Here is a 12756-nt window from a genome sequence, read left to right on the forward strand (position 1 = left end):
GGAAAATAAACCTCAATGAAGATATTATTTATAACCACAGGTCCTTGGGGAACGGGTAGCTTTAATTTAGTAAAATGCCTAAGCAAAGAATTAATAAAATTGGGCCACGAAGTTAAAGTTTTTTTCCCCGATAGTAATTTAGCATCGGAGGATAAAGAGGAATATTATGGAAATTCAGAGCTATATCAGATCTGGCAGTTTCCTATAAAAAAAGGTGGGATTTGTATTAACAACTTTCCCCTAATGATTCCAGATCCTCATCCTCGTAATCCTGAAGGAATTACCTTTCGCTCCCTTTCACGTGATCAGCAAAATTTATATGAAGAAGAATTATATAAAGAATTATCCTCCCTAATTCAGCAATTTAGGCCCGATATTATTGAATGCCATCATATCTGGTATCCTGCTTGGATAATCAAGCAAATAGGTTTTCCTTCTCTTCTATTATCAGCGCATCATAGTGATCAGATGGGCTTTCGATTTGATGAGAAGGCTAGAGACAAAGCAATTGCGAGTGCGCAATATGCTAAAAAAATAATTGCCATTTCAGAGTCAGTTAAAAACGAGGTCTTTAAGCTTTATAACGTCGACAAAGAAAAGGTAGAGCTGATTGCAAATTGCTATGATGAAGAGATATTTAAGGCCATTGATACCAATAAAAAAGCAATCTTAGATGAGCTAAAAATTAAGTTAGATCCTAAGGCTAGAATCATTAGTTTTTCCGCAAAGTTATCACTGACAAAAGGCATTGATATCCTTTTACAAGCTAACCGCTTACTTCAGGCTTCAGAGGATATTTATTTTATTATTATGGGAGCAGGGTGTTTAGACGATGTGATAGAAAACCTGCCGCCTGATTCTTATCGTCTAGAAAATATCTATTTTATTGGACAACAAACACAGCAAAAAGTTGCCCAAGTTCATAATATCTCCGAATTTTCGGTCATGCCCTCGCGTGAAGAAGGGTTTGGAATTGCTTGTCTTGAAGCAATGGCCTGTGGTTTACCTGTAATTACAACTCGTTCTGGCGGTCCAGAGGAATTCGCAGTTGGGAAAATAATAAATATAGAATCCCCGTTAGAATTAGCAAAAGCTATTAAGGAACTTCTTGATTTATCTGAAACTGAAACCTCTAAATTAAAACATCAAGCCTTAGAGGCGGCTAGCCGGTTTTCCATTGATTCCATAGCTTTAAAACATCTGGCGCTTTATGATTCTATAAGGAGTAAAGGGAAAGAGGAACTTATTGATTTCTATAACAACTCATTGCTAGTAAATGCCAACGACAAGCCGCAATATGACTACTAATTGATGTGCTTTAATCGATTTCAGCGTATGCTCTAAGTAATTGAATTGACCGTAGGGTTCACACGATGTCAAAACATTATTGCATTGTTTTCGAATGCTATTAATCTCCTCTTGAAGCTTAACAGATTTTATCAAAAACAGTTATTATGGCTGGCTAGTAGACAACCAACAAGCGAGTCGCTTGCAATAAATATAATCAGAAAAAAAGGCATCATGCTCTCGGGCTAATACTAAAATCACGTGCGATATGACTTTTCTTATCTCCTTGAGTCACGCGTTTTTTTATTTCGTCAATTTGTTCCTGAGATAAGGCAGCCTTCCGGCCTTTATAAGCGCCACGCTTTTTAGCAAGAACGTTCCCTTCCATTTGACGCTCTTTAATTAATGAACGTTCAAACTCAGCAAATGCGCCCATGACAGATAATAACAACGTTGACATTGGCGAATCTTCACCTGTGAATGTTAAACTTTCTTTCACAAATTCAACTCTAATTTGTTGTGAAGTCAATTGTGTTACTAGTTTACGTAGATCATCTAAATTGCGCGCCAACCGATCCATACTGTGTATAACGATGGTATCACCATCGCGCACGTAGTCGAGCATCGCCTCAAGTTGTGGTCGTGCAGTATTTTTTCCAGACGCTTTATCTATAAATTTTTTGTTAAGTGAGATTCCTTCGAGTTGTCGCTCTGGATTCTGCTCAAAGGCCTGGGACTAAAGACCATCGATTTTGCCGACATCTGAACAAAAGTGCCAAATCAAAAAAACGTTTCCATCGTTTGGTATTTTCTGCTACGGTTCCCACCTGAAATTCTCGCTGTTTTAATAGTGAAACTGCCGATACCCATGCTTCTAGGAACTTTTATATGCCAGGCAAAAAGGAAATGCAACCCCATGAGGATCGTGAGATAGCATTATTATCAACGGCATTGCATAACGATATTCGAAATTAATTGATCATGCCAAAGGCCATGTTGCGCGAGAATATAATTCAACCCAGGTCTTGTTGAATTGGATGATTGGCCGCCGCATTGATGAAGAGTTTCTCAATTCACAGCGCGCAATCTAAGGGCAGGAAGATTAGTTAGCAGTGTAATAAAATCAATAGGTTGGGGGTGAAAATTCTGACTCAATGTTTTTTTGCTGCAAAAGTCACAATTAACAATCCAATCTACGTTTAGTACAAATTAATATCATTCTCAAAAACTCTGAGTAATTTTATTTTGGGCAGCCTCTAAAGCATTCCTCGATCCTGATTTTAACCTGCCAAAATATTCTGTACCAAAGTAATCCATTGCTTGGTTAATTAAAGCATTAATTCCAAATTGTATATCTAAAATTTTCTCACCCGTTTCTTCATCAATTCCTAAAACACAATCATGGCTTGTAAATAAGGCGGATATTTCATTCACTTGTTCAGCTAAAAACTCTTCGGCTTCAAATGGCGAACTTGGCGAACCTAGAGTATAAAAATGATTGCTATGACGTGCAGATATCTGTACATAATGATTGAACAGTTCATCCTTTAAATCTTTTAGACAATGAATTTTAGCATCGATCGCCTTTTTTTCCTTATCTTGTCCTGTAAAGAAATTAAAAGCCTTACCATTAATTCGGTCCTTTCCTAAAGCCGAGATTTTATTTTCGATTATCATTATAGCATCAAAGATTGCCAATTCCGCTTTTCGAAGTTTAGATCTTGAAGCGAGCCAATCTTCAAACTGAGCTTCTTTTTCCTGTGTAGTCCATTCTGCTTCATTAATGTGAATTCCTGGTAATCTTCCTTTTATTTCCAATATTTTTTCATGGGTTGTAATTTTACGATTTTCTGCAGCTCCACGGAAAAAATTTCTAGCGAGTTAAACATTAAAACCTCAAAATAATATTTTTAACAAGATGGATATTAATTAAGCAATTCTATTGTGTCAACATGGAATGAGGTATCCATTAGACCTCCTGCCGGTATCTTAGCTAAAAAGGGTCATGTGTAAATTACATTTAAAAATTTAAACAAACCTTGAGCAGAATTTCAGGCTAATTCATATTGGCCCTTGGGGAGCAATGGAACAGCCAAGTCACTTAAGACTTTTCAACCGTTCTTAATGGCCTCAACTCACCGCGCTTTACTTCATCTGGCATTACAAACGAATAACGCCCAAGCATATTAATATGCCCAAATCCCTACGCCGAAAGCCTGGCGACATCCTCATCTTTTACAGGAAAGCCTTCTTGTCGTAATTCATTAATGGCCGCATCCATATAAATGAAGAAAAAATTATTAATAGAGGGAATGTCAGTTATATTCTCTTTTAAAGCAATGGCAGATGTTCAACCTACTATACCTACTGAAGAAATTGACATGACAATGCTATAATTGTTCAGTTTGCAGCAGACATTCAGCTTATTGAAATAAACGGATCAGTAGCATCAACCCAAATAATTACTGCATAATATGTGACATCAAAAATCAGAAACAGACGCGACAAATTTACTTTGTCTGTCGAAACTCCATAAAACACTATCTATAGATATAAATATATGCAAAGAAAAAATCCAAAAAGAAGGAGGAAGCTGCGTAAGAAGGAGCATTCTGTCGCTAAAAATTCGACCAACCAGAATAGCCACTTAACTCAGCAAGAGCCAACACCTGAGCCTGAGCCTATTCCATTCTTTGCTGCAGGATCACGTAAAGAGAAAAAAGTATCTGCATTTTCATTTTTCCGTAAAAAAGATGAAAGATATAAAATCGTGACTGTGGCTAAAGCGCAGGCTAACCCTCACTTTTGGTTGGTCGTTGGAAATGCCTATGAGGAGCAAGCTGCTAGAGTCCTGCAAAGAGCATGGCGCCTCAAAAAACGTAAATCATTCACTCGTAAAACTGGTAAATCATCTACTCGCAAATACTCAGAAACACTGACTGGACCACTCACTATTGGTTTTATGAAAGAAGCTTTTGGTCCCAAGGCGAATGAATATGCAACATTAATTAATGAAGGTCGCTGGTCTGAATTAGATTTTCTGGATGAGGATTTTGTCAGAGATATTTACAAAGCATTTCGCAAAGAAAAAATAAATGAGAGTGAATTAGGTACTGCGCTTGATATGTTTATGGCTTGTGAGTTATTTAAAAAAGATGGCTCAAGCATTAAACAACATCAATTTTTTGATGGCAAAGGACCTTATCATCCAGAATCCATTCCCTATGCTACTAATGAAAAAATTCTTGATTTTAAAAATCGTTTACAAAAAGTATCGGAAAATCAACGATGCTACTTTAGCATTGATGTACCGCGTGCTTTCGAATTTAATTTATTCGAAACCTTATTAAATCCATATCAATTAGTTGATATCGGATCTAGGCCTTATTTGGGCCCAGTTATAAAACAATTTCTAAAAAAATTTCAAGCTAATGTCATTAAGGAAAACGAATTAAAACAAAAAGCGGAACTATACTATGCGGTTGATATGTTAATAAAAACTAATGATGCTGATGCAAAAAAACGCATCTATTCGTTTATTTGTGATAATAAGCATTTATTTCCTGAATTTTCTAACTTAAATACCATAGAATCAAATAGCGTTATGGCTTTTATTACAGCCATAAGAACAAGAGAATCATTTCCATTTATAGGAATTAATCCTGATTACGATGAAAACGATCCTCGCAGCCCTTTGCTTTGCATGATTATCACGCCTTCTTCCGTGCTGAATAAACTTCAAATCGCCATGCATGGGATCGAACATGCAACCAAAATTGTGAATAATGCGGGACAAATTCCTATTCGTCGCATACGTCAGATGGATGAGAATCCTAAAGTCTACAATCTAGGCAGACAATCTCGCCCTATTGAAGCGCCACATCCAGATTTAAAACCCACACCCAAGGTACATGGTTTTCACATGAGCTTATTTGCAGCAAGAACTCATGATTATTATCATTGCTGGCGTAATGGATCGAATCAATACAAAGTCATGTTTAGACATTTACGACAATTACTTGAAAGCGAAAAAGAACATGATATGTCTAAAGCCATTTGGATATTAACAGATATGGATATTAGTTTAACCAATAGAAGATTAGCCGCAAACAAAGATTGTATTGATGAGCTTTTTTGCAAGTTTTTTAAAGATTTAATTAACAGAATATCCAAGGATTCATTCTGGAGTAAAACTGATCGATATGATGACAATCTTCTGATCATTGCTGACATGATTATGAATCGTGATGAATGGAAGGAGATGACTGGGTTATTTTCTGAAGATATTATTCATAAAATTGCTCCTAACTCCCCCGTTTTAGCTACTTATAGTGGAATGGAAAATATCATTTTATCTGAAGGCACTGACAAGCCAATATCATTCTATATCTTAGCTTATCGTTTAAGAGAATTTGAAGATGGCTTAACATTATGCCATCAGATTGATACGCTGGTTGGATTAGATAAGATATTTTTCTGGAACCAAAATAGCGGTCTATGTTTAGACCCTCGTTATACTCACAAGACTAAACATATTCGTATCGAAGACATTCCAGCAAAGGAATTGTATTCGGCTCTCGATGCCATCGCATTACCCCAATTGAAGCTTTCAGAACATAAATCACCTCGTGATGGGATTCGTATGTAACTCAGCCAACACTCAGCTTTTTTGGCACCGTTGCAAAAACGAACGATAGTTTATACTTCAAGGTAAAACGATTAACCGAGATCCAAACGATAATTAAGTTTAGATTCGCTCTGGTATAAGGAGGCCATCCTTAACGACAGTTGCTAGGCCATGTTCTTGATAAATTAATCCAATATTCTATAGTTAATTAAAATCCCTTCGATAAGGATATCTTATGAACGCTATCGATTTTTTAGTTAAAGAGCATAATAGAGTAAGAAAGTTATTGGATAATATTAATGATGAATCGCATCGTTATCAAACAAAAAGAAAGATGTTTGAGACTTTAGGAAATGATTTGGTACGTCATGAAGCGATGGAGCATAGCGTATGGTATCCTCATCTCCAAAATGATCTGCAATTAAATGAAGAAATTAAACATCTTTTGAAAGAAGAAAATTTTGCAGAAAGAGAAATTGAACGCCTCTCAGAAATCAAAACTGAATCAATTTGGGAAGAGCATTTCTCAAAATTTAAAAAAGATGTCGAGCTTCATGCTAAGGAAGAGGAAATGAAACTTTTTCCTGAAGTGAAAAAATTATTAAGTAGGGGGGAGTTAGAAGAGATCGGTACTGAAATGTATCATTTTAAGCAAAATTATCATCGACAACATTAAAATAGTCTTCATAGGGAGTGAGAAGTGAGATTAATCAGCGCTTTAATTGTTGCTCTTTTATATGTTGGATCTAACTCAAGCTTTGCAGAGAAAATCTTAATATTAGCGCCGCCTACAACTGGTGGTTTGAATTGCCATGGCATCTATAACGATGCTGCACCATCTAAGTCAACTACTAATATTGTCGCTTCAGCGAAATTCGCCTGTGCAAACAAAGGTGGATTGCGGGTGATCCATGGAATATACGGCGATGATAAACAACCACAAGGAGTCCTTTTATCCTGTGTTGGAGACACCTCTGAAAGAGTGCTATTTGCATGCTATTTTCCCAAAAATTAGCAATGGTATTAAGCATTCGCAACTGCTAAATGAGTCGATTTTGTAACTGTCTCGGAGACCCAACGTTCAATGGAACTTTTTAAACAGTCATTGAACACATAGCCTGAAAACTTCAGTCTTGTTGCTGGACATGTAAATTCTGTTATCTCTTTACCGTTAGCTGAAGCCATTTCTTTAGCTTTATCCATATAAGCATCTATTGAAGCCTTATCAAATGAAAGCCTACTAGCAGAGAGATCTTCGGTAACCAGCATAACTGGATTCACCATTATACTTAGAGATATTGGGCAGATAAATTCTTCTGGAACCTCATCGCTATAGTTTGCATTCTTTAAACTCTCTTCGTGTAAATTTAAATTATCGTTATTTTCTTGCTGAGGTCTAAAAAAACCTAAGCTAGAGCGAGTCGTAACGGCTTGAAATAGGGAGATAGCCATTATTCCTAAAATTAAATAGAGAAGTAGGTATAAAATTTTTTGCTCATTCTCGCTACTTTTTTTCTCAATAAAATTAATCAAGTCAAATAATAGGTATAATTCCTTCGGAAATTGGATCATTTTTATTAATAAATAAAAAGGTAATATTCACACACTATACAGATTGAGCTATTTTTGCAATACATAAACGCTATAAATCTGTCGATAATAAAACAATATTGCTTATTTAATTTATACTTATAGTAATTTGGCATCACTTAATAACGGATTATTAAGCTGATAGCTTTAAACTCTGGCTAGGGAAAGTTGAAATAAATTATGCCTAAGCTCAGTGATTGGCTAATACCAAAACCTGCAGGCCTTTTTTGTGTTCCAGGTGATTTTTATATTGACCCCATTGATTGTGTAGATAGGGCGGTCATAACTCATGCCCATAATGATCATGCCCGGCCAGGTCACGATAAGGTTTTGGCTAGTCCAGAAACCATTGACATTATGCAACTTCGTTTTGGCGATAAGGCCTGTGGGCAATGGCAAAATCTACCGTATCATCAACCCTTAAAAATTAACCAAGTAAACTTAAGTTTTATCCCCGCGGGTCACATTTTGGGCAGTTGCCAAGTAGTTATTGAGTATAGTAATCAGCGTTTAATTATTTCTGGTGATTATAAACGCGCTTATGATCCCACTTGCATGGCTTTTGAGGCCATGGTTTGTGATTTTTTTGTTACAGAGGCGACTTTTGGATTACCCATTTTTAAACACCCACCCATCGAAGATGAAATTAAAAAGCTATTCGCATCTCTTGAAAAATTTCCATTCTGTCATCTGGTCGGGGTATATCCTCTTGGAAAATGTCAACGAGTTATTAAAACACTGCGCCAATTACATTATTCAGAACCCATTTATTTGCATGGTGCTTTAGTCAATCTTTGTCAACTTTACGAAAGTTGGGGCGTTGAGTTAGGTGAATTACGTCCGGCGCTTAGTTTAGATAAAGCTAGTGCCATTAAAAAAATCGTTTTATGCCCTCCTGGTGAATTACATAGTCGCTGGACAAGACGTTTTGGCGAAATCATCAGGGCTAATGCGTCGGGATGGATGCAAATTCGTGCTCGTGCCAAGCAAAAAAATGTTGATTTGCCGCTGGTTATTTCTGATCACGCCGATTGGTTTGAGCTTTTACAAACGATTGACGAAGATAAGCCCGAAGAAGTTTGGGTGACTCATGGTCTAGAAGATGCCCTGGTTTACGCGGCTAGGCAGAAAGGGTTTAAAGCTAAGGCATTGAGATTGTTGGGCCAAGATGAGAGCGAGGATTGATGATGAAAAAATTTGCTCAATTGCTCGATAAGCTTTATTTTTCTTACCGACACAAAGCCAAGTTAAGTTTATTGCAAGATTTCTTTAAAACCACCTCGGATCCAGAGCGCGGGTATGCTTTGGCAATTATGGCTGATTCTTTAGAGTTTCCTACATTTAAACGCGAGTTAATAAGAGAGTTAATTGATCAGCGAATTGATCCCTTTTTGTTTGAACTATCTTTAGATTATGTCGGTGATCTTTCTGAAACCATCGCTTTGCTATGGCCCAATCATCAAGAATCTAAGCTGCCAAATCTTGCAGAAATAATTATGGTTTTTCAAAAATTGTCTAAAACTGAAATGGCGCCTTTTTTAGCTAAATTGTTGGATCAATCCAATAAGGTTGAGCGCTGGGCTTTATTAAAAATAGGGACCAGGAATTTGAGGATTGGCGTTTCGGCTCGGTTTTTAAAAAAGGCTCTAGCAATCTATGGCGGGATTGATATCTTGGATCTAGAACAGGTCTGGCATAATCTAAAGCCTCCTTATCTTGAGTTATTCGCTTGGTTAGAAGGGAAAAGCTCAATTCCTCATACCTTTGATGCTAATTTCTTTCATCCCGTCATGTTATCTCATCCGTTGAAAGAAAAAGATCTCATCTTAATCAGTCCCGATGATTTTTATGCCGAATACAAATACGATGGCATTCGCGTGCAGCTCGTTTGCACTTCTAAGTCTAAAGCCCTGTATTCTCGAACTGGCGATAATATCAGCCAGTCATTTCCTGATGTTTTACAGGAGGTTAATGAGCCGGTGGTTTTGGATGGCGAGCTTGTCATTCAAAATAAAAACCATATAGGCAGCTTTAACGATTTGCAAAAAAGATTAAATCGTAAAAAGCCGAATAAGAAAATTCTCCAGGAGCAGCCTGCGGCAATTATTTTGTATGATCTTCTTGAAGAGAAAACTCAAGATTTACGGCGTTTCTCTCTACTAGAGAGGAGAAAAAGATTGGAAGCATGGTTTAGAAACTACCACCCCTCCAATATGATACTCTCCGAGCTTTTATTTTTTGATTCAGCCGAGAGTTTGCTAGAACTAAAACAAAGGGCTCTCAGCAAACAGGCTATTGCGATCGAAGGCTTGATGTTAAAACGTAAAAACAGCACCTATGTTGCTGGTAGACCTTTTGGTCCTTGGTTCAAATGGAAAAGAGAACCTCGATTAATTGATGCTGTTTTGATGTATGCACAACGCGGTCATGGCAAACGCTCTTCTTATTATTCAGATTATACTTTTGGGCTTTGGCGAGAGGATGAGTTAGTTCCCATTGGGAAAGCCTATTTTGGCTTTACTGATGAAGAATTATATCAACTTGATAAGTGGGTTCGTTATCACACCCAGAATCATTTTGGCCCGGTTAGAGAAGTAGAAAAGGCGCTTGTTTTTGAGATTGCATTTGATGCGGTTAATTATTCTTCTCGTCATAAATCAGGCGTGGCTTTGCGATTTCCCCGCATCAATCGAGTGCGATGGGACAAGCCTGCCAATGAAGCAGATAAGCTTGAAAATCTCATCGCACTGATGAATCAATCGCTAATTTAAATTAAAAAAGGGATTATTTTATAAGGTACAAGTTCACAGTATTTATTCCAATCTTGACCATATTTATTAGCGCAGCGCTTATCATCACGAAAGGCGCGATCAAGCAGAAGAATGGTTAGGAAGCAGACATAAAAATAAGGCGAGAAATGAGTAAAAAGCGCTGGAACAGACCAAAAAAACGCACTCGATATTTCTGGAATATAATGAAAATGCCTTGAAATTCCCCACCAGCCTGAAGCAAGGAGAATACTACTTTTGGTATCTCCTTTTAGCGTTTTATAATGCGTTAACAAAATAGTTGGTTTTCTACCCCAAATCTTACAATTACCCTCGGTCTCTCTGACCAGCATCCGTTGTTTATCTGCTAAGTAATTAATAAGAACGCTGATGACTCCGAGAACCAAAATAATCGACGCCCAGGCTGTGCTTAGCTGTACAGGATGAAGAACAAGATACATGCCTGGCGAGGTATAGACGCAGGGCACCCAAACTAGGCAGCCCCAACAAATATAAAATCCGGCACGGTCGTGCATAATATCCAGCGAGCGCAAATAGCCTTTTTCCCATAGAAAAAATTTAGCTACATATAAACCTTGCAAAACCACCGAAATCATCATCGAATTAGCTAATCCGCTTAATTCTGCCTGTTTAGCACAATAAGAAATAAGAAACAGCCCCCAGCTCATCATCCCAAAGCGAGAGGTGATTAGTTGTTTGATGTGCCAGCCAAAAACTTGCGGATATAATTCTGTTCCCCAATAATAGTCGAATAACACGTTTTTGGTGGTACTTGCATCGCTTGTTGAGGGAAAGAAACGGCCTTTGAGATATAATAAAACACAGAACAAAAGGCTAAAAAGATTGAGTGCACCAAAAATGCTACCCATATTATCGTATATTATGGTGGCAGGAAATAAATGTAGCCCAAAAGAAGCAAAGCAAAAGGTACCTAGGGTGATAACAAAGGCTAAAAATCCATTTTCTTTATAGATTGGCATATAGCCTTTTGCTGTAGCCGGCCCGTAGAATTTTTTCCCAGGCAGTATGCGCATTAATATGAGTTCAAAGACGATAAAGCAGGCAATCATTGTCCAAGCGAGACTTGAGCCCCAAAAATAGGGCTGCCAAACCTTGTATACCGTATTAAAAACCCCTTCTTCACTGATTAGATTCCATAGGGCATAGAAAGAACCATCTAATTGTGTATTCGTGTACCACATCAGCATGACAAAGGGAGGGCAGACTAACATGAGAATGAGAGGCCCGAGATTATTTCTGAGATTTGCCCACATAGCGTATCCTTACATTGTTAGTTAAGAGGTAATCCATTAATATCAAACACTAAAGCCTTGTCAGCAAATTCAATACTCCGGTAGCTTAAGTTAAAAGCGATAACTTAGGCGAGCTGTTACAGAGTAAAGAAAAGGAAAATAGGAGTCCGTCGGGCTTAACTGAGATTCTCCATAACCTGCGGTATAATTTCCACCAATTTCCGCCATGATATGGCTGCCTAAACGATAATTGACTCCAACTCCGAAAGTTGGGCTAGCCCGCCAAGCCTTCTCAATGAGATCTGTACGATTCACGCCAGCAATTCCAGCACTAGAATAGACTCTAAAAGAACTGTTTAAGATGGGTAACATAATTTTACCCATTAAATTTATAGTTTCTGTTTTGGTGCGTAGAGTGACTATGTCATTGTTATTGAAGCTAAAAAGACTTTCAGGATCGAAGAAAACATTGGCTTTAGGGAAGTGCATATAGCTTGCCTCTAAAGCAAAAGCAGGAATAAATTCATAGCCCGCTAACACCCCCCATACGCCACCACCTTCTGTGACATGAATGGGGGTTGATAAATTGAGAGCTAAGTTCTGATTTTCCTTTGTTGGTACTAATCCTCTCCAAGTTGTCGAGCCATACCCGCCAAGTAAACCTACATAGAGTGCTCGATTAAAAGAAACAGACTGACTTTCACCGCTATAACCAAATAATGGATATAACGATAAAAACAACAAACTACTGAATTTTAGCTTTTTAAAAATCACCACAGAACCCTTTATCTCTTAACATTATTCTTTAGGACAACTCGTATAATTCGAACTGCAAATTCTATTTTGAGAATCTATACCGCCATAGAGATAGCAACGCCAATTGTCCAGGCAATCTTGTTCGCCTGTATATTTTTGAGAATGGCATGCATTTTCCAATGTTTTATAGATAATAATCATTCGTAAATAAATCTCATCTACATTTTGGCACAATCCAGCAGGTAGTCCAGAGGAAGTACAGTAACACCTAGCAGCAACCTTAAAAGAGTTGCAAAAAAGTAGGGTATCTGTGGGCATCGCCTTAGGACAAGATGAAGAAGCAGCAAAAGCGGAAAAGGCAAATAAATAAGTAGTAACCGCTAGCAATATTTTTTTTATCATATTATTCCCTTAAATAATTGAACTGGTGATTTTATCAGAACTTTAATTAAAG

At 37.5% G+C, this 12756-nt stretch carries 12 protein-coding genes and 1 pseudogene; 6 read left to right on the forward strand and 7 right to left on the reverse strand.

What is annotated here, in order from left to right:
- Window positions 1–15 precede the first annotated feature (15 nt).
- Window positions 16–1308, forward strand: a complete 1293-nt coding sequence (locus Ldro_RS15435; RefSeq protein WP_065235951.1) for a glycosyltransferase family 4 protein — start codon at window positions 16–18, stop codon at window positions 1306–1308.
- 211 nt (window positions 1309–1519) lie between these two features.
- Here the strand turns inward: Ldro_RS15435 and Ldro_RS15440 are convergent, their stop codons facing one another.
- The 3 genes and pseudogenes from Ldro_RS15440 to Ldro_RS16860 all read right to left on the reverse strand — a co-directional run.
- The gene (locus Ldro_RS15440) at window positions 1520–1981 is read right to left on the reverse strand and encodes a recombinase family protein (protein ID WP_058497326.1); all 462 of its coding nucleotides are present in this window, start codon (window positions 1979–1981) and stop codon (window positions 1520–1522) included.
- 527 nt (window positions 1982–2508) lie between these two features.
- Window positions 2509–3105: a hypothetical protein gene (locus Ldro_RS15445; RefSeq protein WP_058497327.1), complete on the reverse strand. Its 597-nt coding sequence runs from the start codon at window positions 3103–3105 to the stop codon at window positions 2509–2511.
- A gap of 283 nt (window positions 3106–3388) precedes the next feature.
- A pseudogene (locus Ldro_RS16860) lies at window positions 3389–3574 on the reverse strand (Tn3 family transposase); the annotation flags it as partial.
- Between the two features lie 273 nt (window positions 3575–3847).
- Here Ldro_RS16860 and Ldro_RS15450 point away from each other — a divergent pair.
- From Ldro_RS15450 to Ldro_RS15460, 3 genes are all read left to right on the forward strand, one after another.
- A complete protein-coding gene (locus Ldro_RS15450) occupies window positions 3848–5935 on the forward strand; it encodes a hypothetical protein (RefSeq protein ID WP_058497328.1) in 2088 nt (695 codons plus the stop codon).
- A 214-nt stretch (window positions 5936–6149) separates the two neighbouring features.
- Window positions 6150–6590, forward strand: a complete 441-nt coding sequence (locus Ldro_RS15455; protein WP_058497329.1) for a hemerythrin domain-containing protein — start codon at window positions 6150–6152, stop codon at window positions 6588–6590.
- Between the two features lie 24 nt (window positions 6591–6614).
- Window positions 6615–6929 carry a hypothetical protein gene (locus Ldro_RS15460; protein WP_058497330.1) on the forward strand — a complete coding sequence of 105 codons (315 nt, stop codon included), beginning with the start codon at window positions 6615–6617 and terminating at the stop codon, window positions 6927–6929.
- Between the two features lie 8 nt (window positions 6930–6937).
- On the opposite strand, the gene Ldro_RS15465 is transcribed toward Ldro_RS15460, so the two are convergent.
- Window positions 6938–7447, reverse strand: a complete 510-nt coding sequence (locus tag Ldro_RS15465; RefSeq protein WP_162263985.1) for a U-box domain-containing protein — start codon at window positions 7445–7447, stop codon at window positions 6938–6940.
- 237 nt (window positions 7448–7684) lie between these two features.
- On the opposite strand from Ldro_RS15465, the gene Ldro_RS15470 reads away from it, so the two are divergent.
- Together Ldro_RS15470 and Ldro_RS15475 are read left to right on the forward strand one after the other, a co-directional pair.
- Window positions 7685–8689, forward strand: a complete 1005-nt coding sequence (locus Ldro_RS15470; protein WP_058497332.1) for a ligase-associated DNA damage response exonuclease — start codon at window positions 7685–7687, stop codon at window positions 8687–8689.
- Entirely contained in the window at window positions 8689–10275 is a 1587-nt protein-coding gene (locus tag Ldro_RS15475) for a cisplatin damage response ATP-dependent DNA ligase (protein WP_202972546.1), read from the forward strand. Before Ldro_RS15470 ends, Ldro_RS15475 begins: the two co-directional genes overlap by 1 nt.
- On the opposite strand, the gene Ldro_RS15480 is transcribed toward Ldro_RS15475, so the two are convergent.
- From Ldro_RS15480 to Ldro_RS15490, 3 genes are all read right to left on the reverse strand, one after another.
- The gene (locus Ldro_RS15480) at window positions 10272–11567 is read right to left on the reverse strand and encodes a phosphatidylethanolamine N-methyltransferase family domain-containing protein (protein ID WP_058497334.1); all 1296 of its coding nucleotides are present in this window, start codon (window positions 11565–11567) and stop codon (window positions 10272–10274) included. The two genes, Ldro_RS15475 and Ldro_RS15480, sit on opposite strands and share 4 nt — an antisense overlap.
- Window positions 11568–11657: 90 nt before the next feature.
- Window positions 11658–12320: an outer membrane beta-barrel protein gene (locus tag Ldro_RS15485; protein ID WP_058497335.1), complete on the reverse strand. Its 663-nt coding sequence runs from the start codon at window positions 12318–12320 to the stop codon at window positions 11658–11660.
- A 24-nt stretch (window positions 12321–12344) separates the two neighbouring features.
- The gene (locus Ldro_RS15490) at window positions 12345–12704 is read right to left on the reverse strand and encodes a hypothetical protein (protein ID WP_058497336.1); all 360 of its coding nucleotides are present in this window, start codon (window positions 12702–12704) and stop codon (window positions 12345–12347) included.
- Window positions 12705–12756: the final 52 nt, after the last annotated feature.

The organism is Legionella drozanskii LLAP-1 (assembly GCF_001467585.1).
GTDB lineage: Bacteria > Pseudomonadota > Gammaproteobacteria > Legionellales > Legionellaceae > Tatlockia > Tatlockia drozanskii.